Annotated in this window: 20 protein-coding genes; 2 read left to right on the top strand and 18 right to left on the bottom strand. The window is 34.9% G+C overall.

Annotated elements, in window-relative coordinates; genetic code table 11:
• Positions 1-231: 231 nt before the first annotated feature.
• On the bottom strand, positions 232-1872 hold the full coding sequence (locus IPN31_07565; GenBank protein ID MBK8681745.1) for a T9SS type A sorting domain-containing protein: 1641 nt from the start codon (positions 1870-1872) through the stop codon (positions 232-234).
• Between the two features lie 305 nt (positions 1873-2177).
• Here IPN31_07565 and lpdA point away from each other — a divergent pair, with 305 nt between their 5' ends.
• The gene (gene lpdA / locus IPN31_07560; protein ID MBK8681744.1) at positions 2178-3566 is read left to right on the top strand and encodes a dihydrolipoyl dehydrogenase; all 1389 of its coding nucleotides are present in this window, start codon (positions 2178-2180) and stop codon (positions 3564-3566) included.
• 1069 nt (positions 3567-4635) lie between these two features.
• Positions 4636-4983 (top strand): DUF4260 domain-containing protein, encoded by a 348-nt coding sequence (locus IPN31_07555; protein ID MBK8681743.1) that lies wholly within the window; start codon positions 4636-4638, stop codon positions 4981-4983.
• A 16-nt stretch (positions 4984-4999) separates the two neighbouring features.
• On the opposite strand, the gene IPN31_07550 is transcribed toward IPN31_07555, so the two are convergent.
• The 17 genes from IPN31_07550 to IPN31_07470 all read right to left on the bottom strand — a co-directional run bounded on the left by IPN31_07550 (position 5000) and on the right by IPN31_07470 (position 24903).
• Positions 5000-6325, bottom strand: a complete 1326-nt coding sequence (locus IPN31_07550) for a T9SS type A sorting domain-containing protein (GenBank protein MBK8681742.1) — start codon at positions 6323-6325, stop codon at positions 5000-5002.
• A 171-nt stretch (positions 6326-6496) separates the two neighbouring features.
• Positions 6497-8119, bottom strand: coding sequence for a cell division protein FtsZ (gene ftsZ / locus IPN31_07545; GenBank protein ID MBK8681741.1), 1623 nt, complete (start codon positions 8117-8119; stop codon positions 6497-6499).
• A 43-nt stretch (positions 8120-8162) separates the two neighbouring features.
• Positions 8163-9512, bottom strand: a complete 1350-nt coding sequence (gene ftsA, locus IPN31_07540; GenBank protein ID MBK8681740.1) for a cell division protein FtsA — start codon at positions 9510-9512, stop codon at positions 8163-8165.
• Positions 9509-10297 (bottom strand): hypothetical protein, encoded by a 789-nt coding sequence (locus tag IPN31_07535; GenBank protein ID MBK8681739.1) that lies wholly within the window; start codon positions 10295-10297, stop codon positions 9509-9511. The genes ftsA and IPN31_07535 overlap by 4 nt, the downstream gene beginning before the upstream one ends.
• Positions 10294-11649 carry a UDP-N-acetylmuramate--L-alanine ligase gene (locus tag IPN31_07530; GenBank protein ID MBK8681738.1) on the bottom strand — a complete coding sequence of 452 codons (1356 nt, stop codon included), beginning with the start codon at positions 11647-11649 and terminating at the stop codon, positions 10294-10296. Before IPN31_07530 ends, IPN31_07535 begins: the two co-directional genes overlap by 4 nt.
• An 8-nt stretch (positions 11650-11657) precedes the next feature.
• A complete protein-coding gene (murG, locus tag IPN31_07525) occupies positions 11658-12755 on the bottom strand; it encodes an undecaprenyldiphospho-muramoylpentapeptide beta-N-acetylglucosaminyltransferase (GenBank protein MBK8681737.1) in 1098 nt (365 codons plus the stop codon).
• A complete protein-coding gene (locus IPN31_07520) occupies positions 12756-13949 on the bottom strand; it encodes a cell division protein FtsW (GenBank protein MBK8681736.1) in 1194 nt (397 codons plus the stop codon).
• 9 nt (positions 13950-13958) lie between these two features.
• Entirely contained in the window at positions 13959-15299 is a 1341-nt protein-coding gene (gene murD / locus IPN31_07515) for a UDP-N-acetylmuramoyl-L-alanine--D-glutamate ligase (protein ID MBK8681735.1), read from the bottom strand.
• Complete coding sequence (locus tag IPN31_07510; GenBank protein ID MBK8681734.1) at positions 15299-16018, bottom strand: phospho-N-acetylmuramoyl-pentapeptide-transferase; 720 nt, start codon at positions 16016-16018, stop codon at positions 15299-15301. The genes murD and IPN31_07510 overlap by 1 nt, the downstream gene beginning before the upstream one ends.
• Before the next feature lie 124 nt (positions 16019-16142).
• On the bottom strand, positions 16143-16601 hold the full coding sequence (locus IPN31_07505; protein ID MBK8681733.1) for a hypothetical protein: 459 nt from the start codon (positions 16599-16601) through the stop codon (positions 16143-16145).
• Positions 16601-18067: a UDP-N-acetylmuramoyl-L-alanyl-D-glutamate--2,6-diaminopimelate ligase gene (locus tag IPN31_07500; GenBank protein MBK8681732.1), complete on the bottom strand. Its 1467-nt coding sequence runs from the start codon at positions 18065-18067 to the stop codon at positions 16601-16603. Before IPN31_07500 ends, IPN31_07505 begins: the two co-directional genes overlap by 1 nt.
• Positions 18064-20154 (bottom strand): transpeptidase family protein, encoded by a 2091-nt coding sequence (locus IPN31_07495; protein ID MBK8681731.1) that lies wholly within the window; start codon positions 20152-20154, stop codon positions 18064-18066. The genes IPN31_07500 and IPN31_07495 overlap by 4 nt, the downstream gene beginning before the upstream one ends.
• Positions 20154-20501 carry a hypothetical protein gene (locus IPN31_07490; protein MBK8681730.1) on the bottom strand — a complete coding sequence of 116 codons (348 nt, stop codon included), beginning with the start codon at positions 20499-20501 and terminating at the stop codon, positions 20154-20156. The genes IPN31_07495 and IPN31_07490 overlap by 1 nt, the downstream gene beginning before the upstream one ends.
• 9 nt (positions 20502-20510) lie before the next feature.
• Positions 20511-21419 carry a 16S rRNA (cytosine(1402)-N(4))-methyltransferase RsmH gene (rsmH, locus tag IPN31_07485; protein MBK8681729.1) on the bottom strand — a complete coding sequence of 303 codons (909 nt, stop codon included), beginning with the start codon at positions 21417-21419 and terminating at the stop codon, positions 20511-20513.
• Positions 21412-21864 (bottom strand): division/cell wall cluster transcriptional repressor MraZ, encoded by a 453-nt coding sequence (gene mraZ / locus IPN31_07480; protein ID MBK8681728.1) that lies wholly within the window; start codon positions 21862-21864, stop codon positions 21412-21414. The genes rsmH and mraZ overlap by 8 nt, the downstream gene beginning before the upstream one ends.
• A 183-nt stretch (positions 21865-22047) precedes the next feature.
• Positions 22048-23616, bottom strand: coding sequence for a PKD domain-containing protein (locus IPN31_07475; protein MBK8681727.1), 1569 nt, complete (start codon positions 23614-23616; stop codon positions 22048-22050).
• Positions 23617-23706: 90 nt separating this feature from the next.
• The gene (locus IPN31_07470; protein ID MBK8681726.1) at positions 23707-24903 is read right to left on the bottom strand and encodes a phosphoglycerate kinase; all 1197 of its coding nucleotides are present in this window, start codon (positions 24901-24903) and stop codon (positions 23707-23709) included.
• Between the last annotated feature and the right edge of the window lie 46 nt (positions 24904-24949).

The following is a 24949-nucleotide window of genomic DNA, read 5'->3' as shown; positions in this document are numbered from 1 at the left end:
GGAATCGGAAAGTAAGTTAAGTTTATTCTGGTGAAAGGAAAATGAATTTGAAATTAAACATTGAAAAATGATTGACCGCCACCCTTGGAGAAAAAATTAACCGCAAAGAACGCAAAGAAAAATACGCAAAGACCACAAAGTATATTTTCCATTTGCTAATCTGCTAATCATCTAATCGGCGAATCATCTCATCTGCACATTTTCAAATTTTCACATTTGCACATTCTCCTTTCATTTCACCATCAACAGTTCAGTATTTGGATAACCATCGTAATAAAATACAACTTCATATATTCCGCTTTGTAAATTGGATAATGGAATTGTGAAAGTTGAATTCGGCTCTGCAATTTCATAACTGCCGGCGAATACTTTTTGTCTGGCCATATTAAATAATTCTACTTCCAGAGTTTCATCATGCATTGATCCGGCAAATACATTCACATATTCTGTTGCAGGATTTGGAAATAATAAAAATGAATTCATATCCGGCGCATACAAACTTTTTATTGTTGTATCATTTATAGAATTAATACAAGGTTGCGTATTATTAAATGCATAAATAGCTTGCAGTTGCGCAGCAAATGAATACAAGAGATTAACTGAAGTTGTATTATCTATATAATTAAGATCATTTGCAAAAATCATTGCCATTTCAATACAAAGTGTATCACCACGCATTAATTGAAAAGGACCTAAACCTCCCACACCTCTCTTATCCGTTGGTGGATTACCTTCATTTGTATCGTTCCAACCAAGTGGATCATCTGGTCGGCTGTTCATATAAAAATTCGTAATTGTTTCGCCTCCATATCCATTGCCTCCGTAGGTTAAATGTGTACCGTCTTTATATATCGCTTGCAAATAATCGAATGCCTGTTCAATATTTTCGGGCTCTGAAATGGTTGTAAAATCCTGAAATGCAGGCATAAATGACAACAGCGGATGGCTTAATGAAATAACTCCAAAAGCCGGAAGTTGATTTACATAATTAAGTGTATCGAAGCCATCAAATAAATCTCCATTATACACATAAAATAAATTCAGTGCACTATCGCATCCATTATAATCATCACTATAATAACCAAGGTCAAAATCTATAAACTGTCCGATATATAATTCCGTCAAATCATTATAATCAGAACGGTTTATAATTTTATAATTCAAGAAAATTGTATTTCCTATAAGTGAATTCGGTGCTTCATTATAAGCATACAACATAACATGTATTTCTGTTTCGGATTTAGAAGTTACACCAGGAATATCACCGGGCAAAAGATTGTAATCGTTTAACATTGTAAACAAACATTTATCGCCTCTTATAACAGGATACTCTCCGAGTTGCGGTTCATATAATTTATTTCCATTGCTATCTGCAAAGGGTGCAAGTTGTTCCGCAGTTTTTAAATCCGCATCACCATTAGCAGGCCATTCGGAAATTGATTGAGGCATTACGTATTTATTCTCAAACCAATGCTGACGATGATATTCAATTTCATCAGCAGTAATCTTCCAAACACCATAATACTTATCGTAATAAATGTTTAACTGATCCACAGTAAAAATACTGTCGGCAGTCGGGCCAACTCCAGGTGCTCCGTAATTATAATACGTACTCATATATCCCAATAATTCTCCATATTGATTTCGTCCGGTTAGCCATAACATTCCGGCTGATAATGGCCCCACTCCTCCACCTGCCGGAGCTTCTGCATAAATGTTATTGTTGCCGCTTAGTGCCAATCTGCCTTGTTGAAATAAACCCAAATGAAAATTATTTACATCCAGTATTTGATAAGTGGATTGCTGTGCATTTGCAAACTGCGTAGCGAAGTATAAAAATATTAATGCTGTGAATTTTACTACTAATTGCATTTATCAAATCTAAGGAAAAAGAAATTGAGTAATTGTAAGTGAGTAGTAAAATTTTGATGTGTGTAGAAATACTTATTAATTAAATTATAGTCATTGGATAATTTTAGGAGATAGCCTTGAATTAATTTAACTGTAAAGAGTGCTAAGCATTTTTTTCCATTTGCTATTTGGCTAATCATCTCATTTGCACTCATCGGCTAATCATCACATCTGCTAATCAACTAATCTGATAATACTCATTAAATTCTATCACAACATTTTATACATCATTGGTTATCTTTGCAACTCAAAATATTATATAGATTATGAATTATGATGTAATAGTTATTGGCAGCGGACCGGGCGGATATGTTACTGCTATCCGTGCTACACAGTTGGGTTTAAAAACGGCAATTGTAGAAAAAGCAGAATTAGGTGGAGTATGTTTAAACTGGGGTTGTATCCCAACGAAAGCGCTTTTAAAAAGTGCGCAGGTTTTTCAATACATGCAACATGCTGCTGATTATGGTATTCAAATCAGTGATGCAAAACCAGATTTTAAAGGCATTATTTCCCGTAGCCGTGAAGTGGCAAGTGGCATGAACAAAGGTGTAAGTTTTCTGATGAAGAAAAATAAAATTGATGTGATTGAAGGAATGGCTAAAGTGAAAAAGGGAAATCAAATTGAAGTAACCAAAGCTGATAATAGCAAACAATCTGTATCAGCAAAACATATCATCATTGCCACAGGTGCACGATCAAAAGAATTACCTACAATGAAACAAGATGGTAAAAAAATAATTGGTTATCGTGAAGCAATGGTATTGCCGGAACAACCAAAAACAATTGTAATAGTTGGAGACGGTGTAATCGGAGTTGAGTTGGCATATTTCTATGATTCTATCGGTACAAAAGTTACGATAGTAGAATTTATGGATCGCTTGGTTCCTGTGGAAGATGAGGAAGTTTCAAAAGAACTGTTGCGCAATTTTAAAAAACAAGGAATGACAGTAATGACTTCTTCCAGTGTGGAATCCGTAGATACTTCAGGTAAGGGTTGTAAAGTGAAAGTGAAAACAAAATTGGGTGAAGAAATAATTGAATGTGATATTGTGTTATCTGCAACAGGTGTGGTAGCAAATATTGAAAATATAGGATTGGAAGAAACAGGAATTAAAACTGAAAAAGGAAAAATTACGGTTGATGCAATGTATCGCACAAATGTGGAAGGATATTATGCAATTGGTGATGTAACTCCCGGCCCTGCATTAGCGCATGTGGCAAGTGCCGAAGGTATTACTTGTGTGGAAGCAATAGCAGGAAAAAAACCGGAAGCAATTGATTATAATAATATTCCGGGTTGCACTTATTGTTCACCGGAAATTGCAAGTGTAGGATTTACTGAAGCAAAAGCAAAAGAAGCTGGTCATGAAATTAAAGTGGGAAAATTTCCATTTAGTGCAAGCGGAAAAGCAAAAGCTGCCGGCGCACCCGAAGGTTTTATTAAAGTAATATTTGATGCAAAGTACGGTGAGTTTTTAGGGGCACATATGATTGGTGCAAATGTTACTGAAATAATTGCTGAAGTAGTTGTTGCCCGTAAATTAGAAACTACAGGACATGAAATATTAAAAGCAATTCATCCGCATCCAACAATGAGTGAAGCAGTGATGGAAGCAACTGCCGCTGCGTATGGAGAGGTAATTCATCTGTAATAATTTATTCATTTATAATATTGCCCTGCATACAATGCGGGGCATTTTTTTTTATGAATTATCAAGATATTGCCCGTTTTCCCTCGGTTAAAACCGAGGGAAATGGATAAATACATCAATATAAATTATTTCCTAATAGATAATTTATTGCCAATTAGCCCTCGGTTAAAACCGAGGGAAATGGATAAATACATCACATTCAAAAACAATTTATTTCCCTTTTATTTGACCCATCTCTTATCTTCCCCTGCATACGGTAGGCAAGCTTAAACGTTTACCCGCCGAAGGAGGGGGAAGACGTTTATGCATTTGTTCTATCAAATTGTAGAGTAATAAAACATTTTAAATTCAAAATAAATAAGTGACTTTTTTTGAATTTTCAATACTACTTCAAATCTCAAATCTGTGCGTCATTGCCTGCCTTCGGTAGGTAAACTAAAAAGGAACGCAGTGGATGACGAAGCAATCTAAGGATAATGAGAAAGGTTAATTTTTTTCCATTGTCAACTGTCCATTGTCCATTGTCAATTGTTTTGACCCATCTCTTATCTTCCCTTAAAAAGTTTACCCGCCGAAGGCGGGGGGAAGACGTTTAAGCAGTTGTTCTATCAAACAATTAGTATTATCAATTACTATCAATCATTCTATAATAAGAATTAAAAAATATCAATATGATGAAAAGACATCAAGATTAGGAGAGTTTATCGCTCTCCCTGTTTGAGGGAGAGTAAGGAGAGGGTCTAAAAAAGAAAAACAAATCCACAATACATTTCATAGCACAATTTGAAAGAATTTATTTCCCTCCCCCCTTCCTTCGGCAGGTAAACTTCCTTCGGCAGGTAAACTTTTAAGGGAGGGAAAAAGGATTAAATAAAAATCAACAAATCTTCATAGCATCAAGAAAATAGAAATTTAAGATCACATAATATATTGCCCTTTTTCCCTCGGTTAAAACCGGGGGAAATAAATATTAATATATCTTCAATACTTCAATAGAAAGAGAATTTAAATTTATGTCTATTTATATAATTGAATAATATTACCCTTATAAAAATCAAGACCTGCATTTATGAAAAACTTAATAAAAATTGAAGAGGCTGGAATGTTTATTCTGGCAATTTATTTATCCTATCAATTACCTTTTGCAGGTTGGCTATTCTGGGCATTGTTATTAGCTCCTGATATTGGAATGATTGGTTATTTAATTAATACAAAAACAGGAAGCATTACTTATAATGTATTTCACCATAAAGGCATTGCAATAATAGTTTGGATACTAGGTATGTATTTACAAAATGACACTCTTACATTTTCCGGAATATTATTATTCGGACATTCCAGTATGGATCGCATGTTTGGTTATGGATTAAAAATGCCGGATAATTTTAAGCATACACACCTCGGTTGGTTACAATAAATTATTCAGAAATTGCTTAGTGAGTAATTGCAATTAATTCAGAATGTTTTGAATCACCAATTACATAATGCAGAAAATAAATTCCTACAGGAAAATTGCGCACATCCATTTGGATTGCATTTGCAGATGAATTGTTTTCATACATTAATTGTCCGTTGATTTGATAGAGTTGCACATCAGTAATAAACGCATCCGCACTATTTATAAATAATTGCTCGGATGCAGGATTAGGATATAATTCGATTACAGTCGCCTCCTCTTCTACCGTTTCTTTTTCGGTAGTGCAAGCATTCACTGCAAAAGCAGTTCTGTTTTCAAATATTTTTTGATTTTGCAATTCCATTGTTATGCTGCTAAATTCATTTGGTATTTCGGAAGTATAAAAATGCACACTAAGTAACATGGAATCACCCGGTTCAATAACCATAGTAACGGAATCAATTCCGGGAGGATAACACACATCTGTACAGATGGAAAAATTCCAATCGGCAGGTAATTCTAAATCAGAAATAGATATATCAATTATTGCTTCTGAAACATCATTATTAACAACATAATCACCGGCAAAAATTATAGCACCCGGCTCATCGGAAATACAATCTGTAGAACTTTGCGGAAATTCCACTTCACCATAAACAGTATCCTTTGGAACTACCGTTTCTTCCAATATTTCTTGTATGCTCATTTGAATATCATCAGGAAATCTATCAAACCATTTTTCCGCTTCAAAAACAATTCCGTTGGTATCAATTAAAAAAGCACAGTTAGGCGATTTACCAAAATTCTCCCACCAATAATTACATGGACCATCAATTAAAACAGGTACTGATATAGTTTCTCTTTGCAACATATCATGTACGATATGTTTGCGCTGTAAATATGTTGTGGGCTGACGGTATAACACATTATCCTCATAATTATGTGAGCTTGTATTCACATATCCAAAATAGGGACTGATATCAGTAACAGGATGTGCTTCTACAGTATAAACTAAATATATATTTAAGCTATCGCCATATATTGAATTCAGATAATTTATTCTTTCAATTCGACTACGAAAAACAAAACATGTGTAGCTGCAACTAATTAATAATACCGGTTTTTTTTCTTGCAAAATATCCGACATTACATACTCATTTTCATATAAATCATATAGCCTGAAATCGTGAATTGTATCCGCTTCATAAATCCCTTCCAATTCGGGATCTGCCAAAGGGATTTCGCAAATAACTGCATCATCTGCGGGCAATTCATCCACTCCGATAAATGATTGTAAGTCCTGTGCATATATTATATTGAAGGACAAATAAGTAGATAACAATAAAAAGAGTTTCAGTCGCATATTTATGAATTGATTAAAAATACCAACTCATTCCAATACACTTTACTATAATGGAATTTATTTCACAGAACAATTGTGAATTTAACTTTTTCTTGACTTAGTGCTAAGATGTGGAGTCCTATTGCAATCTGTAATTTAGGTTAATAAGAAATATTCTTACCGACAGCCTTATCAATCTACATTATCGTGCAGAAAAGAATTGTTCTTTCTAAACTCCGGACCGTTCTCATTACCGGAAACAGTGTATTTAGAAAAATTATTCTCAGAAGAATTCTGCGTATTTTCCAGATCAACCTGACGGCGTAAATATGCAGGCACCTTTTCCAATTCATCCAGATTGTTGAGCTTCAAACTCATTGACTTTAATCGCTTAACTCTTTCATCATTAGAGGCAGAAACAAAACGCATTTTGTCATCATTATTTATTTCGTCAGAGGCAGGTAATTGCTTTGCTGTTGGTGGAATTTGTTCTTGCTCATCTTCAACCTGGGTTTCTTCTTCTTCTTCTTCAACAGTATTTTTAATTATAAAATCAAAATCATCTTTTTCATTCTCATCCGATTTTGCAATTGGTTCTACTAATGGATTAAAAAAGGAAGTGATTTCAGGAATATCTTTTTTTGGTTCGAATTCATTTTGAATACTGTCGAATTCAAACGTAAATTGTTTTGCATTCGAATCTTCCTGTGGAGGTTCTATTTTCTCTACACGCATTTCATTCGGATCTACAATTGCTTTTGACGATAAAACTTTTGTAGAAGCTTTGGGTGCTGATTTATTTTCTTCTAAAAAATTTACTTTTAAGTTTTTTTCCTTCAATCTCTTTGTACGTTCTATATCTGTTTCAAAACCTGTTGCAATAATTGTTACCATTAAATTTTCTCCCAAATTCGGATCGTTACAATTACCCCAGATAATATCACAATCATAACCGGCAGCATCTTGAACATATTCTGTTATCTCAGAAATTTCATCCATTAACACAGGTTTACTTCCGGAGGAAATATTTAATAAAATACTTTTTGCTCCACTAATTTCATTGTCGTTTAACAAAGGTGATTTTAAAGCATTTTCCACCGCTTCAAAAGCACGATTATCGCCACTTGCAATTGCTGATCCCATGATTGCCAAACCACTCTTGCGCAATACAGTTTTCACATCTTCAAAATCCACATTTACATAACCTGGAATTGTAATTATTTCAGCAATGCCTTTAGCTGCTGTTGTCAATATATCATCTGCTTTTGCAAATGCTTCATTGAAGGGAAGGTTGCCATAAATCTCCCGCAACTTATCATTGGAAACAATAAGAATTGCATCCACATTATCTTTTAAATCTTCCAAACCTTCCAACGCTTGATTCTTTCTTCTTCTTCCTTCAAAACCAAATGGAATTGTTACAATACCAATAGTAAGAATACCTAAATCTTTTGCAGTTTTTGCAATCACCGGAGCACCACCAGTTCCAGTTCCGCCACCCATACCTGCGGTAATGAAAACCATCTCCGTATTCTTCTCCAGAATTTCTTTTATTTCCTGTAAAGATTCCATTGTGGCATCCTTTCCAACACTTGGATGAGAACCCGCACCTCTGCCTTTTGTAAGGCTTGGTCCTAATTGAATTTTATTTGCAACCGGACTGGCATCCAATGCTTGACTATCGGTATTACAAATTACAAAATTCACATCTTTTATTCCTTGATGGAACATGTGATTAACAGCATTGCAGCCACCGCCGCCAACGCCGATTACTTTAATGATTGAGGATTGTTCTTTTGGCAAATCGAAATACATAGGTTTAATATTTTATCCGGAATGGTTTGTTCAATTATTATTTTTAATTAAAATCTTTTGTGTCATCATCTTCAAACCAACGTTTGGTGGTATTCAATAAATTATTGAACCACCCTTTTCTTTCTTTATTGGTTTGTTTTTCTTCTTTAATTTCTTCGGTGTGCATTTCATTTTTCATTGCTTCTTCAAGCTCTGCGGCTACTGCTATTTCCACCGGTTCAGGTTCTTGTTTGCGATTAGCTTCAAATCCTTTTAGAATTAATCCCACACCTGTTGCATACATCGGATGATGAATTTCTTCAAATTTTGTTTGAGTGAGATGTTCAATAGGATAACCAATTCGAGTATCTAAACCGGTTACATATTCTACTAATTGCACGAGATGTTTTACTTGCGATCCACCACCGGTAATTACAATACCACCGATTAATTTTTTGTTGTAGCCGCTTAATTTAATTTCATAAAATACATGCTCTAAAATTTCTTCCATTCTCGCTTGAATAATACGGGCAAGATTATCCATGCGAATTTCTTTCGGCTCTCTTCCTTTAATTCCGGGAATAGAAATTAATTCGTTTGAAGGAGTTTCAGTAGCGAGTGCTGAACCAAACCTCACCTTCAAAGCTTCTGCCTGGTTCTTCATTATTTTACAACCTTCTTTAATATCTTCTGTAACAATATTTCCACCAATTGGAATTACGGCAGTATGTCGGATTATGCCATCCTGAAAAATTGCAATATCTGTAGTGCCTCCACCAATATCAACTAATGCGACACCAGCTTCCAATTCTTCTTCACTTAATACAGCTGCAGAAGATGCAAGTGGTTCTAATATTAAATCCATTGCTTTTAAACCGGCACGTTCTACACAGCGAAAAATATTTCTTGCTGCAGCAATCTGTCCGGTGATAATATGAAAGTTTGCTTCGATGCGCACACCACACATACCTACCGGATTTTTTATTCCGTGTTCATGATCTACTTGAAATTCCTGTGGTAAAACATGAATAATTCTATCCCCCGGATTCAAAGAAATCTTACGCATATTTTCAATCAAACGATTGATATCATTATTATCAATTTCTGCATCCGGATTATCTCGTGTGATAATATCTCTGTGTTGTAAACTTTTAATATGTTGCCCTGCAATTCCCACATACACTTCAGTAACTTTTTGTCCTGATTTTTCTTCTGCTTCTTTTACTGCACATTTTATTGCTTCCACAGTTTTATCAATATTGGCAACCACACCTCTCATTACGCCAAATGAATCTGCTTTTCCAATGCCTAGCACTTCAATTTTTCCATGCATATTCATTCGGCCGATAATGGCGCAGATTTTTGTAGTTCCAATATCTAATCCTGTAATAATCCGTTCAGGTGATTTACTCATAATGCTTGTTTTTTAGTGCACACTACCAGCGAGTCGTACATCAGGTTAATTGTTGAATACTTTTCCCATCCCACATAACTTAGTCCCTTTTTATAGAACACTTCCAGTTTATCAAATTTATTTTCCATGTTTTCAGCGGATCCAAATTGAATAATGTGATCTCCCAATTTCGGTACTAACTCAAACTCTCCAAGTGTGTTTACATAAATCTGTTCAATCTGCGCATTCCACAAATCATTTTTATGGATGAAATTTACAAGTGAAAATGCATTTTGCATTTCTTGTGTTGTTAATAACTCCGGATTTTTAAGATCTTCATTTATATTGCCGTTTATCACAATTACTCTGGAGGTAAATTTATTACTAACCGGAAATTTTTTACCCTCTTTATCTATATAATAATTCACACCATTTTTGTTGATAATCCTTGCTATAGGTTGCTTCTGAGTAATAGCTACATGTAAATTCCCCTGCATATCAATAAACATATCTGCTTTTGCAACAAATGGATTTTGTTCAATAGCAAATTCCATCTCTGAAAGATCTACGTATTTAATAGATTGATCTGTAAAACTTGTATCAATAGTTTTATGAAGTATTGCTTCAATATCTGAAGTCTCCAGAAAAAATAATTCCTGGCTGCTATTAAAAGAAATATCAATTTTACCACATGCACTTTTCAATTGCCGTTCAGAATTAAATGCCATTAAAAACAGGATAGCTACCACCCCTACAAGTGCGAAAGTATATCCCAATATTTTTGATGTACTCTGTTTCTCTTTCATAGCTGCGGATTTTTTTGTTTGAGTGTTCTAGCAATGGGTTCCACCAGTTTATCTATATCTCCGGCACCTATTGTACACACTATTTCCAGCGGTTGTGTTTGTATGTATTCCAATAAATTTTCTTTCTCCATTAAATGCTTTGAAGGCGAAAGAATATTGTTGTAAATCATTGCGCTGCTCACTCCTTCAATGGGTAATTCTCTTGCCGGATAAATGGGCAACAACAATACTTCATCTGCAATAGATAAGCTCTCAGAAAATCCTTCTGCCAAATCTCTTGTTCTTGTAAATAAGTGCGGTTGAAAAATTGCAGTAATTTTTTTACCGGTATAAATTGCTCTTACACTTTTTAAAAACATTGCAATCTCTTCCGGATGATGAGCGTAATCATCAATGAAAACTATTGCATCATTTTGATACATAATTTCAAATCTGCGGTGTACACCATTGAATACATTCAGTGCAGAAATAATGTTATTTTTTTCAATACCAAGTAATAATGCAACACTGGAAGCGGCAACTGAATTTTCGATATTGTGAATTCCGGGATAAATCAATTTGTATTGCATCCCATTATTTAATCTTACCTGCGAACCACTCAAGGTGATTTTATAATCGGCTACAAATAAATCTGCATTGGTATCATTTATTGAATAGCTATATTTTTCTCTTTTTATATTTTTTAAAATTGGCAGTGAAGATTTTAAAACTACCTTACCTTTCTCTGTTACCTGATGTGCAAATTCGGTAAATGTTTTTTCCAATTCTTGCTGCGTTCCATAAATTTCAAGATGATCAGAATCAACTGCAGTGATTACTGCAATATCGGGATGTAACTGCAAAAACGAACGATCAAATTCATCGGCTTCAATTACCATTACATCATTTTTACCCGCAACGAAATTGGAATTAAAATTCGCACTGATTCCACCGAGAAAAGCAGTGCAATCATAACCACTGTGTTTTAATATCCATGCAATCATGGAACTCACCGTAGTTTTTCCATGTGAACCCGCAATTGCAATTGTAAACTTGCTTGCAGATAATTCACCCAACACTTGTGCACGTTTTCTAATTGGATATCCATTTGCCAAAAAGTAATTATACTCTTTATGCTCTTTTGGAATAGCAGGTGTATAAATAATTAAGTCAGCATTTAAATCTGCAAGTGCAATATCATCTGTAAAATGAATAGCAATTCCTTCTTGTTGCAATTGTTTTGTGAGTGCAGTTTCTGTGCGATCATATCCGGTTACAACTACATTATTGAAATGAAAATATCTTGCAAGTGCACTCATACCAATCCCACCTATACCGATAAAGTATATGCGTTTCAGATTTGTATATTGTATTGTACTGCTCATGCAATCAGTTTTTCTATTTCATCCACAATACGATCAGTAGCATCTGCAATTCCTAACTTTTTAATACCATCAGCAAGTACTTTACATAAAATTTCATCACTTACTAATTTTAATATTTCAGGAATAAGTTGTTGTTGTGCATCAGCATCTTTAATACAAATTGCCGCATTTGCATTTACAAGCGCCATCGCATTTTTTGTTTGATGATCTTCTGCGGCAAAAGGAAATGGAACAAGAATAACAGGCTTACCCACCAGACATAATTCAGAAATAGCAATTGCACCTGCACGGGAAATAATTACATCCGCCGCAGAATACGCATACTGCATTTCAGAAATAAATTCTGTTACAAATACATTTGGATTATTTGCTGCTGCTGCTTTACATTCCTCTGCCATTGCACTTCCTGTTTGCCAAATAATTTGTATTCCCAACTCAGTAAGTTGCGCATGACTTTGTATTAAACAATTATTTAAAGTGCGTGCACCTAAACTTCCACCAACTATAAAAAGAATTTTATTTCCGGGATTTTTAAAAAAATGTTTTGCTGCTACTTCTCTTAACGGTATATTTTCAAATACATTTTTTCTCACCGGATTTCCTGTAACGATAAGTTGTGCTGCAGAAAAATATTTTTCCATACCACTATATGCAACACAAACTTTAGCTGCCTTCTTGCCAAGAATTTTATTTGTAATTCCAGGATAAGAATTTTGTTCTTGTATCACAATCGGTGTTCCGAAAGAAGCTGCTGCATTTAATGCCGGACCACTTGCAAAACCACCGGTGCCGATTGCAATATGTGGTTTAAACGTTTTTACAATTTTTCTTGCAGCAAAAAAACTATCAATAAGTTTTATTGGAAACAATAAATTTTTCAAAGTAAAACTTCTTTGAATTCCACTAATCCATAATCCTTCAATACGATATCCTGCAGCAGGTACTTTCTGCATTTCCATTTTATCTTTTGCACCTACAAATAAAATATTTGCATCGGGATTGCGACGCACAATTTCATTTGCAATAGCGATAGCCGGAAAAATATGACCGCCTGTACCACCACCTGAAATTAATATGTTTGCATTGGAAATCATTTATGCAATAGCTGTTTCTGTATTTAAAATATCTTCATTTTCACTCTCTGTATTTTTTAATTCCTGTATTTCAATTTCACGGCTCACACTTAAAATAATACCGACAGAAATACTAGTAAACCAAATGGAAGTTCCACCCATACTGAGCATAGGTAAAGTGAGACCTGTAACAGGTAACACATTTGTTGCAACACCCATATTTATAAAGGCTTGTATTGTTAAACTTAATCCTAAACCAGTAGCTAAGAATGCCCCAAAACTATTTGGTGCTTTTGCCACAATACGAATGCACCGATACAGCAAAACGAGATATAATACGATAATTATTATCCCACCAAAGAGTCCGTATTCTTCAATAACAATTGCATAAATAAAATCGGAATAAGGATGTGGCAAAGTATTGCGTTGTTGACTATTGCCGGGGCCCAAACCAAAAATCCCACCATTGGCAATTGCAATTTTTGCTTGCTCTACCTGATATTCTTCTTCACCATTACCATCAATAAAAGATTCCACACGATTCTGCCAAGTACCAAATCTCCATACATCAGGAATTACATAAGACAATGCAATGACAAGAGCAAGAACTGCAATACCGGAACCAAAGGTGAGTGCGATATATTTTAGATTCACTCTACCAATAAACATCAGCAACATACAAGTAAAAAACAATACTGCAGCTGTAGAAAGATTAGCGGGAAATATAAGTGCGCACGTTAAAACAATGGGTAAAATAATAGGTACGAATGCTTCTTTAAATCCTTTTATTTGTTCTTGCTTTTTTGATAACATTCTTGCCGTGTACATAATCAATGCAAATCGTGCAAGATCACTTGTTTGAAATGTGAGATTAATTACCGGTAATGTTATCCATCGTGCTGCCTCATTTAAATTCGAACCAAACACTAACGTATAAAATAATAATGGAATAGAAATATATAATATTATCTGTGCAAATCTTGAATAATATTTATAAGAAACAAGATGTGCCAGATACATCATTCCGATACCTGCAAATAATAATGCTGCATGCTTAATTACATAATATTCTGTGTTGCCATCTTGTTGTTTATAGGCAAGCATACCGGTAGAACTATACACGGCAAGAATGCTGAACGCAGAAAGTCCAAACACTACTAACCAGATGATTTTATCACCACGAATATTATTTATAAGATACTTATACGCTGTCATACAATTACATTATAGAGATCTCACTTTTAATTTAAATTGATTGCCACGATCTTCATAATTTTCGAATAAATCAAAGCTTGCACAAGCAGGTGATAACAACACTGCATCTCCAGTTGCACCAAGGCGATACGCCATTTCAACCGCTTCATCCATACCTGTTGTATTCATCATAACGTCTACATGTTTTGAAAAAGCTTCCTGCAATTTTCTGTTATCAGCACCCATGCAAACTATTGCCTTTACTTTTTGCTTCACCAGGCTAACCAACATTTCATAATCGTTGCCTTTATCTACTCCACCTGCAATCCAAATCACAGGTTCAGTCATACTTTCCAATGCATACCATGTTGAATTTACATTGGTTGCTTTTGAATCATTTATAAAGTTCATTCCATGAATTTTTGCAACAAATTCAAGTCTGTGTTCCAGACCAGTAAAATCCATCATGCTCTCACGAATGGTTTCTTTTTTCAGTTGCAAAACATGACCTGCAATTCCTGCAGCCATCGTGTTATAAATATTGTGTTTGCCTTGTAATGCAAGTTCGTTGATAGTCATAAGCGTTGTTTTTTGGTTGTTCAATTGTAAAATGATATTGTTATCTTCTATCCATGCTGCTTTATCAGTTGCATGTTGAAGTGTGAATGCGAGTTGTTTGCTGTGAATAGGAAATGCATTTAAGTGCTGATTAATTACCGCATCATCTGCGCAATAAATAAAATAATCAGATGCATTTTGATTAAGTGTAATTCTGAATTTTGATGCGATATAATTTTCATATTTATAATCGTATCTATCTAAATGATCAGGTGTAATATTTAATAATACACTGATAAATGGTTTGAAAGTTTTGATATCATCTAATTGGAAACTGCTTACTTCCAATACATAATATGCATTCGATTTTTCTGCAATTAATCCTGCAAAACTTTTTCCGATATTGCCTCCCATTGCCACATCCAATCCCGCCTTTTTCATCATGTGATAAGTAAGAGAAGTGGTGGTTGTTTTTCCATTGGTGCCGGTAATTGCAATGATGGTTCCATTACAATATCTATATCCAAATTCCAGCTCGCCGGTTAATGAAATATTCTGTGCAATTGCTTTCTGAATTATTGCAGCTTTATCAGGTACACCCGGACTTTTAATAATTTCATCTGCATTCAAAATTTTATCTTCCGTATGCATACCTTCTTCAAAAGCAATATGATGTAATTGTAATTCTACTTTATATTTTTCTGCAAGTTTTCCTTTATCACTTAAGAAAACATCATAGCCTTTTTGTTGTGCAAGTTTTGCTGCACCTACACCGCTTTCGCCACCACCTAATATCACAATGCGTTTGCCCATTATCTTACTTTAAGTGTTACGATAGTGATGATTGCGAGAAGCACTCCTATAATCCAGAAACGTGCAACAATTTTTGTTTCGTGATATCCTTTTTTCTGAAAATGATGATGTAGTGGAGCCATTAAAAAAATGCGTCTTCCTTCACCATATTTTTTACGGGTGTATTTAAAATAACTTACCTGTACCATCACGCTGAGATTTTCCATCAGGAATATGCCGCACAACACAGGTATCAATAATTCTTTGCGAACAATAATTGCAAGTGTGGCAATAATTCCTCCCAATGCCAGACTTCCGGTATCGCCCATAAATACTTGCGCAGGATAAGTATTGTACCAAAGGAAACCAACACATGCACCAATAAAAGCCGCACTGAAAATCACCAACTCACCTGAGTTGGGTATATACATTACATTGAGATATTGTGCGAGAATTACGTTACCCGCAACATAAGAAAATATTAATAATGTTAATCCAATTATACTCGAAGTGCCCGCAGCTAATCCATCTAATCCATCTGTTAAGTTTGCGCCATTGGATACCGCCGTTATGATGATAATTATTATCGCAATAAATACAATAGGAAATAAAATGCGTTGTGTATTTGTATCTGCCCATGCTACTAACCATTCATAATCGAACTCATTATTTTTTATAAAAGGAATTGTAGTATGTGTGGAAGGTGTATCATGAGAAATATATTTTCCATCAGCTCGCATTATTCCATTGCCTTCCAATTTTTCTGCACCGGCAGGATAGATATCAATTGGTTTTCCAACGGGTTCTCCATCCACAGATTCATACACATAAATATTTTTAAAATCACGCACTTTAATGCTGTCATTAAAAAACAACACCAAGACCTACAATTAATGCAATCACCACCTGCCCCATCAATTTAAATGTTGCACGCAATCCTTCTTTATTTTTCTTAAATACTTTAATGTAATCATCTAAGAATCCGATTACTCCTAACCATATGGTTACGATGAGCATTAACAGAATATAGATATTGAGAATATCCGCAAATAATAATGTGGGAATAATAATGGAAAGCAGAATAATAATTCCACCCATTGTCGGTGTACCCTTCTTACTTAATTGTCCTTCCAAACCAAGATCACGCACGGATTCACCAATTTGCTTTTTTTGCAAATAGATAATTATTCTTTTACCAAAAACAATAGAAATAATCAGCGAAAAAAAGATAGTCATTGCAGCACGAAAAGACAGGTACTGGAATAATCCTGCACCTGGGAAATTAAATTGTTGATCGAGCCAATTGAACAAATAGTAAAGCATCAGTAATTAAGTGTTTTAAATATTTCCTGAATTATTTGTTTATCATCAAAAGGATATTTCACTCCTTTTATCTCCTGGTATTTTTCATGTCCTTTTCCTGCAACTAAAATCACATCATCATTTTGTGCAAGCATCACTGCTGCACGAATTGCTTCTTTTCTATCCGTAATGGAAAGTGCTTTTTGCATCAATACATTATCTAATCCTTGTTGCATTTCACGAATAATAATTTCGGGTTCTTCACTGCGTGGATTATCGGAAGTAAGAATTACTTTATCAGAAATTTTCGCAGCCACATTAGCCATCACCGGACGTTTTGTTTTATCTCTATCACCACCGCAACCTATTACTGTAATTATTTTACTGCGATTTTTTACCGCTTCACGAATGGTGCTTAAAATTTTTTCTACTGCATCGGGAGTATGCGCATAATCAATTACGCCTGTTAAATTTTTTGATACAGAATGCACTATATCAAATCTTCCTTCTACCGGACTTAATAAACTCAGTGCATTTAATACTTCTTGTTTATTTAATTCAAGTAATTGCAATACACCATACACCGCTAAAATATTCCATGCATTAAATGCACCTGCAAGTCGGGTATGCAATTCCATTCCATCTATCTGTAATACAAGACCGGATAAATTATTTTCTAAAATCTTTGCAGTAAAATCTGCATTGCTTTTTACTGCGAAAGTGTATTTGTGTGCAGCAGAATTTTGCACCATCACACCACTTCTTTTATCATCCGCATTTACTAATGCAAACGCTTGTTTTGATAAGCCATCAAAGAAAGATTTTTTCGCAGCAATATAATTATCAAAAGTTGCATGATAATCTAAATGATCGTGCGTAATATTTGTAAATACAGCTCCTGCAAATTGCAATCCTGCAATGCGTTGCTGATGCGCTGCATGCGAACTCACTTCCATAAATACATACTCACAATTTGCTTTTACCATATCCGCCAACAATGCATTTAATTGCAGTGGATCAGGTGTAGTATGTGTTGCGTATATAGTAGTGTTATGAATTTTATTTTCTACTGTACTGATTAATCCGGAATGAATTCCTATGTTCTCACAAACTTGATAGCAAATTGTAGCTACAGAAGTTTTACCATTGGTTCCGGTGATGCCAATCAACTTCAATTTTGTAGTTGGCGCATCAAAATAATTATGGCAAATAATACCATACGCTTTTGCAGAATCTTTTACTAATACATAAGTAATTTTTTCAGAAATTTCATTGGGCAATTGTTCTGCAATTATCGCAACAGCTCCTTTTTCAATTGCTGATTTTATGAATGTATGTCCATCAGATAAATAACCTTTCACTGCCACAAATACATCACCGGCAGTTATCTTTCTTGAATCAGAAGTAACTGCATTCAATTGCAAATCTGTTTTACCTGAAACAGAAATTACATTTACGCCGGTTAATATTTCATTCAAATTTCTCATCCTAATTTTAGCACTACATACATTCCTTTATTAATTGTCTGACCGGGATCAATAGATTGTTTAATTACTTTTCCTCTTCCGGAAGCTTCCACTTTTAAACCTTTATTTTCTAACAAATACATTGCATCACGCAAGCCCATTCCTTTTACCGATGGCATTACATTATCTGCAATTTTTAATTCTGATGCTTGCAGTGTATCATTCTCCGGATGTACAATTATCCAATCCTCATCTTCATTTAATTGCTTATCAAGATTGAACCAATCCAGTATTTCTTCAAAGTCATAGCGATAACCTTTACTATAAGCAGTAACACCCTGATAACTACTGTCATTATCATTTATGGCAGTTGCCATGGAGATGTGATGAGAGTAAACTTTATCTGCAATTTCACGGAATACAGGGCCTGCAACATAGCCGCCATAAAACACACCATTGCTTGGTGAATTCACCATTACAATACAACTGTATTTTGGATTATTCGCAGGAAAATAACCGGCGAAACTTGCGAGATAACGATTTACATATCTCTTGTTTTCAATTAATTGTGCAGTACCTGTTTTACCTGCAATTTGATAGTACGGATTATGAATATTTTTTGCAGTGCCACTATCTACAACTGCTAATAAACATGCTTGTAATTTTTTTAAAGTGTTATCAGAACAAATACTGTTAATTAATACTTCCGGTTTATTGGTATGCACTACTTGTCCGTAACTTGTTATTTCAGAAACCAACATCGGCTTCATTAATTTTCCATCATTGGCAACTGCATTATAAAAATTTAATAATTGCAATGGCGTAATTTGCAATTCGTATCCTACACTCATCCATGGAAGAGTTACACCACTAAAACTTTTTGCATTGGGATCAGTTTTTATTATCGGACTTGGTTCACCTGCAATATCAACTCCTGTTGCTTGATCTAAACCAACATCATGAATGCGGTTGAGATATTTTTCTTTATTGTTTTTATAGTTCTCATTTACCAAACGTGATATGCCGACATTCGATGATTTTTCAAAAGCAGTTTCTACAGTTACATTGCGATAATGATGGCGGCCTTCACTATCATTCATTGTGCGATTATAATATTGAATAGAACCGTTGTTGAGATCAACACTATCATTTAAACCCACATATCCATCTTCGAATAATGCAAGCAGAGAAAATAATTTGAATGTACTTCCAGGCTCCACCAATTCCGCAATCGCATAATTATATCGCTCTTCATATCCACCGGATTCCAAACGAGTAAGATTCGTAATAGCTTTTATTTTTCCTGTGGCAACTTCCATAACAATTGCAGTTCCCCAGGCAGCATTATTTTTTATAAGTGCACTGCGTAATGCCGTTTCAGAAATGTCCTGAATATTAATATCAATGGTTGTAAAAACATCATCACCATCCACCGGTTCTACTTCGTTTTTTGCATTTAAAGGCACCCAAACACCACCGGGAGCTTTGCGCATTAATTGTTTTCCTGTTACTCCTGAGAGTGCTTCATTATATGCACCTTCAATTCCTACTTTAGTTTCGTTGCGCACATAACCAATAGTGCGATTTGCCATTAAACCATAAGGATTAATTCTGTATTCTACAGGCTCAATTAATAATCCACCGCTGTATTGTCCTTGACGAAAAATCGGAAAATTGCGAGCTAATTTCATTTGAGGGACGGTTGCTTTTTTATAAAGAATCACATAGCGTTTTCCTTTATTTCTCGACTCAACTAAAATGCGTTTATATTCATTTTTACTTTTATCTCCGAAGGTTTGAGATAAGCATAAAGCAAGTGAATCCACCTTCTTATTAAACAACTCTTTCGAAGGAGCAACGGGATCCATAATAATTTTATAATAAGGAAAAGAAGCCGCTAATAAATTGCCGCTTTCTGCATATACATTTCCACGCTTAGCAGGAATTACACGATATCTTAATTGCAGACTATCACCTTTTGCACGATACGATTCGCCTTGCACAAATTGTATTCTTCCGATTTGCACAACGATTACAATACCGAACACAAGTATCAAACAAAACGAGAGATACAAACGCCACATGATATCGTTCTTCGCTCCGCTCATTATTTTTCGATGATATATGGTGGGTTAGATAATTCGTACATGCCCTGATCTTTTACCATATCAGCAACTGCACTTTGACGACTCTTGCGAGTGAGTGAATCTTTAGTGGAATTATAATACCATTGTATTTCCACCAAATCACTTTCTGTTTTATTTAAATCACGTACTAAGTGTACACCTTTATGATTATTCCAGATGTAAACAACTGCAATAAGAATCAGGAAAATCAAGTAGTAAATATTTTGAATAAACCATTCAGCACGGAGATAGCTCACCTTGTCCGTGCTCTTCAGCAAATTGCTGATAGACGATTTAGGTTTTTGTTTTTGTTCTTCCGATTGTTTCATAATAAAATGCTATTCTTTTATTTTTTCTGCCACTCGCATTTTTGCGCTTCTGGCTCTTGGATTTTTTTTCACTTCATCCTCACTTGCTTCAATAGGTTTTTTAGTTATTATTTGAAAATATTTTTTGCCGACACCTTTTAAATCTGTAATTATTTCACCACGCACATTTCCTGTTTTCATCACATGTTTTACTATTCTATCTTCCAAAGAGTGATAACTGATTACCACTAATTTTCCATTTGGTGCAAGCACATCGTAAACTGATTCCAGCATTTCTTCCAGTGCCCGCATTTCATCATTCACTTCAATTCTTATTGCCTGAAATAATTGAGCAAGATATCTGGGCACTTCACCTTTCACCACCGTTTTTGCAACATCTACTAATTGCATTGTTGATTTAATGGGTTGCTGAATCCGTGCATTAAAAATTGTATTGGCTAATTGTTTTGCATTGCGTATTTCGCCGTACTTGCTAAAAATTTCTACCAACTGTTTTTCGCTGTATGTATTAATTATTTCTTCAGCAGTTACCGCAGCAGAATTATTCATGCGCATATCCAATGTTGCATTACTTCGAATAGAAAATCCTCTTTCCGGTTGATCAATTTGATATGAAGAAATTCCGAGGTCAGCTAATATCCCATCCACTTGTGTAATTCCTGCTATGCGCAAAAATTTTTTGAAGTGTCTGAAATTATTTGGGAACAATAAAAATCTTTCATCAGCAATTGCATTTTTTTGTGCATCTGCATCCTGATCAAATGCAACTAATTTTCCTTTTGCATTCAGATGTTTAATGATTTCCCTGCTATGACCGCCCCCACCAAAAGTGAGATCTACATACACACCATCCGGTTTAATTGTCAATGCTTCAATACTCTCATGTAAAAGAACGGGTATGTGGTAAGCGTCACTCATTTGAGCCGCCCATTACTTCTTCAGCCAGTCCCGCAAAATCATCAGAATTCATATCCACTGCTTTTTCATAAGCAGCCTTACTCCATACTTCTATTTTTCCCTGAAAAGCAGAAAGCACCACATCTTTTGATATGCCGGCATATTCCTGTAAGGATTTGGGAATTAGAAAACGGTCGGTACTGTCGAGGGTAATTTCAGAAACACCACTCATGAAATAGCGCACAAAGTCTCTGTTCTTCTGAACGAACATGTTCAGCTTGCCGAGCTTATCGCTCTGCACTTGCCATTCAGTCCAGGGATAAAGAATTAAGCATTTTTCAAAACCACGGTTAAGCACAAAGCGCCCTTTGTCGTTTGCATCAAGTTGTTTGATTAATGCAGCCGGCACTTTCACCCTCCCTTTGGGATCCATTGTACATTGAAATTCGCCTAATAAACCCGACATAATTTTTCTAAGTGTGGAATTGAACGCTAATCTATGGCTATTATTCCACAAATTCCCACATTTTACCACTTAATCCCACTAATAAATTTTTCCACACTCACTTAACATCTCTTTTGAAGCCGCATAAAAAAAGAAAGGCACCCTTTGCAGAGTGCCTTTCCAAGTGTATTTACAGTAAATTGCTTATTGCAAAATCACAACTGATCTGGCAGTTAGAGAAGAAGAATGTAATTGAAGAATATATAAGCCGCTTTCAAATTGGGTGAGATATAATTGCTGACAATTACCGGAAGTAATTAATTGGGTTTGGGGTATCAGCATTTCACCATTGATGCTAAATAAGGAATACCAAATATTTTCCTTTAACAATCCATTGGCACAAATATTTAAATATTCATTTGCAGGATTTGGAAAAATATTAATTGAAATATCATTATCCAAATTAAGGATTGCAATATTAAATGAAATAATTGCCGTATAAATATCATCACCGCATTCATTGTTAACAGTAAGTGTAATTGTATATGTTCCCACTGTTGCAAATGAATGTGTAGGTGAAGAAACATTACTTAATGGTGATCCATCGCCGAAGTCCCATGTGTATGTTCCGATTGTGGAGGTGTTTGTAAATGTTACAATGAAGCCGGAAGATGTGTAAGTAAAACTTGCAATGGGTGATGCAAATATTTCTACGTTTATAAAATCTGTTGCAATGCATCCTGAAACAGGATCAGTAACAGTAACAGAATAACCACCGGTTTCAGTAACCACTATTTCCTGAGTTGTTGCACCTGTACTCCAATTATAAGTTGCACCGGGATTATTTGCATCTAAGGTTAATTCATCACAAGCAGTTTGGTCATCACCCAAATCAATTACAGGTGTTGCAAGAGAATTTATATTTAAAGAAAAATCATCATTGCTATCATCCGCATCATCGGCGATACTAGTAAATGCATTTATTATATGAGTACCTGATGTACTTAAATCTGCAGTAGTTACAAATGTATAAGTTGAAGTTTCACCTGCGGCAATTGCACCAACCGCAGTTTCAGTAATTGCTATTCCTCCATCAACAGAAAAATTTACGGGAACGCTGCTTACATCTGTTACACCATAATTATAAATTGTAACACTAACCGTTTCATCATCACTTAATCCGCAACCGGAAACAGGAGTTGAAATTGCACTTATTCCTACATCTACCGGTGCAGGTTCGTACAATCCCCCGTAACAACAATTACCACCATCACTAATATCATAAGTACCTGACCAAATACCATATTGCATATAACTATATCTGAATGTGCCAGTCAATTCTGTAAGAAAATAATCTGTTAATTGCTCAACTGTATTGCATCCTCCGGGAACATACAATGTATCACAATCATAAGCACAAATAATATAGGGATATCCATCAGGATCTGAAATTGTTGCAGGTGGATATAATAAAATATCAACTATTCCACTTGATACACCGGTTACTTCCGTAGATCCATCACTATCATAACCGGCATATAATACTTCCACTACATTATCAATGTAAGTACCTGTAATATTTATTGTAACACTTTCATAGGAACAAATACCAATTCTGATATTCGGTATATCCTCATCAATATCAATATTAAGAGTGCCACCATCGTAGTTGGAATAAATAATAATATTTCCTCCCGGATCACAAATTCCTTGTGAAAAACTAGTAGAATAAAATATTATGAGGAATAAAATTGCGGGTAAAATTGGTTTCATTGTTTTTAGCTTTTGCTGATGAAGGTAAAGAAAAAATAATCAATCAATTTTATTTACGAAAAATAAATTGTGTTTATCATCAACAGAATTTCAACCTGCGATAGCCGCAACTCCCGGCAAAGTTTTTCCTTCAAAGAATTCTAACATTGCACCGCCACCTGTAGAGACATAAGATACTTTATCTGCGAGTTTAAATTTATTTACAGCAGCAACAGAATCACCTCCACCCACTAAAGAGAATGCGCCGTTGGCTGTAGCTTTTGCAACTGCATGTGCAATATCAATAGTGCCATTACTGAAATGCTCCATTTCAAAAACTCCCATTGGTCCGTTCCATAAAATTGTTTTTGAGGCAAGTATAACTTCAGTGAATTTATTAATTGCGATTGTTCCAATATCCAAACCCATCCAACCGTCGGGAATATTATTACTGTCTGCAGATTTAATTTGAGCATCATTAGAAAATGCATCTGCAATCACGGAATCTTCAGGAAGAAATATTTGAACACCTTTGGATTTTGCTTTCGCTAATAATTCTTTTGCTGTATCCAAACGTTCTTCTTCACATAATGATTTTCCGATATTGCCACCCATCGCTTTGAAAAAAGTATAGGCCATGCCACCACCAATAATGATGTTATCCGCAACATCCAATAATTTCTCGAGTATCAAAATTTTATCACTCACTTTTGCTCCGCCGATAATTGCAGTAAAAGGTTTTTCTGCTTTGTGCAATACCTTGTCTGCAGCTTCCACTTCATTGGCCATGAGATAACCAAACATTTTATTTTCAGGAATAAAATAATTTGCAATTATTGTTGTGCTTGCATGTGGCCGATGTGCTGTACCGAAAGCATCATTCACATATACTTCTGCCAGCTTACTCAACTGTTCTGCAAAACCAGAATCCCCTTTTTCTTCCTCAGGATGAAAGCGCAAATTTTCAATTAATAATACTTCACCGGGCTGTAAATTATTTGCTGCTTGTATTGCTTTATCACCAATACTTTCTTCGACAAATACAATTTCTTTTCCCAACAATTTTTTAAGTGTTGGCAGAATATGTTTCAAAGAATATTTTTCTTCCGGTCCTGTTTTCGGTCTGCCGAGATGGCTCATAAGAATTACCGAACCGCCATCATTCAATATTTTTTTTATTGTGGGCAAAGCACCTCTTAATCTTGTATCATCGGTTACTTCAAATGTTTCTTTATTTAAAGGCACATTAAAATCCACCCGCACAATTGCTTTCTTATTTTTAAAATTAAATGTATCTACCGTTTTCATAATTCTACTTTAAAAATGCTAAAATTTTAATTTAAAAAACTAATTG

The organism is Bacteroidota bacterium, from assembly GCA_016715425.1.
Lineage (GTDB): Bacteria > Bacteroidota > Bacteroidia > Chitinophagales > BACL12 > JADKAC01.
This window is presented reverse-complemented; position numbering and strand designations above follow the sequence as displayed.

What these genes read in the sequence shown, in the direction of transcription:
- IPN31_07565 (MBK8681745.1), bottom strand. Translation starts at nt 1,872, where the DNA reads ATGCAATTAGTAGTAAAATTCACAGCATTAATATTTTTATACTTCGCT.
- lpdA (MBK8681744.1), top strand. Translation starts at nt 2,178, where the DNA reads ATGAATTATGATGTAATAGTTATTGGCAGCGGACCGGGCGGATATGTT.
- IPN31_07555 (MBK8681743.1), top strand. Translation starts at nt 4,636, where the DNA reads ATGAAAAACTTAATAAAAATTGAAGAGGCTGGAATGTTTATTCTGGCA.
- IPN31_07550 (MBK8681742.1), bottom strand. Translation starts at nt 6,325, where the DNA reads ATGCGACTGAAACTCTTTTTATTGTTATCTACTTATTTGTCCTTCAAT.
- ftsZ (MBK8681741.1), bottom strand. Translation starts at nt 8,119, where the DNA reads ATGTATTTCGATTTGCCAAAAGAACAATCCTCAATCATTAAAGTAATC.
- ftsA (MBK8681740.1), bottom strand. Translation starts at nt 9,512, where the DNA reads ATGAGTAAATCACCTGAACGGATTATTACAGGATTAGATATTGGAACT.
- IPN31_07535 (MBK8681739.1), bottom strand. Translation starts at nt 10,297, where the DNA reads ATGAAAGAGAAACAGAGTACATCAAAAATATTGGGATATACTTTCGCA.
- murG (MBK8681737.1), bottom strand. Translation starts at nt 12,755, where the DNA reads ATGATTTCCAATGCAAACATATTAATTTCAGGTGGTGGTACAGGCGGT.
- IPN31_07520 (MBK8681736.1), bottom strand. Translation starts at nt 13,949, where the DNA reads ATGACAGCGTATAAGTATCTTATAAATAATATTCGTGGTGATAAAATC.
- murD (MBK8681735.1), bottom strand. Translation starts at nt 15,299, where the DNA reads ATGGGCAAACGCATTGTGATATTAGGTGGTGGCGAAAGCGGTGTAGGT.
- IPN31_07510 (MBK8681734.1), bottom strand. Translation starts at nt 16,018, where the DNA reads ATGCGAGCTGATGGAAAATATATTTCTCATGATACACCTTCCACACAT.
- IPN31_07505 (MBK8681733.1), bottom strand. Translation starts at nt 16,601, where the DNA reads ATGCTTTACTATTTGTTCAATTGGCTCGATCAACAATTTAATTTCCCA.
- IPN31_07500 (MBK8681732.1), bottom strand. Translation starts at nt 18,067, where the DNA reads ATGAGAAATTTGAATGAAATATTAACCGGCGTAAATGTAATTTCTGTT.
- IPN31_07495 (MBK8681731.1), bottom strand. Translation starts at nt 20,154, where the DNA reads ATGAGCGGAGCGAAGAACGATATCATGTGGCGTTTGTATCTCTCGTTT.
- IPN31_07490 (MBK8681730.1), bottom strand. Translation starts at nt 20,501, where the DNA reads ATGAAACAATCGGAAGAACAAAAACAAAAACCTAAATCGTCTATCAGC.
- rsmH (MBK8681729.1), bottom strand. Translation starts at nt 21,419, where the DNA reads ATGAGTGACGCTTACCACATACCCGTTCTTTTACATGAGAGTATTGAA.
- mraZ (MBK8681728.1), bottom strand. Translation starts at nt 21,864, where the DNA reads ATGTCGGGTTTATTAGGCGAATTTCAATGTACAATGGATCCCAAAGGG.
- IPN31_07475 (MBK8681727.1), bottom strand. Translation starts at nt 23,616, where the DNA reads ATGAAACCAATTTTACCCGCAATTTTATTCCTCATAATATTTTATTCT.
- IPN31_07470 (MBK8681726.1), bottom strand. Translation starts at nt 24,903, where the DNA reads ATGAAAACGGTAGATACATTTAATTTTAAAAATAAGAAAGCAATTGTG.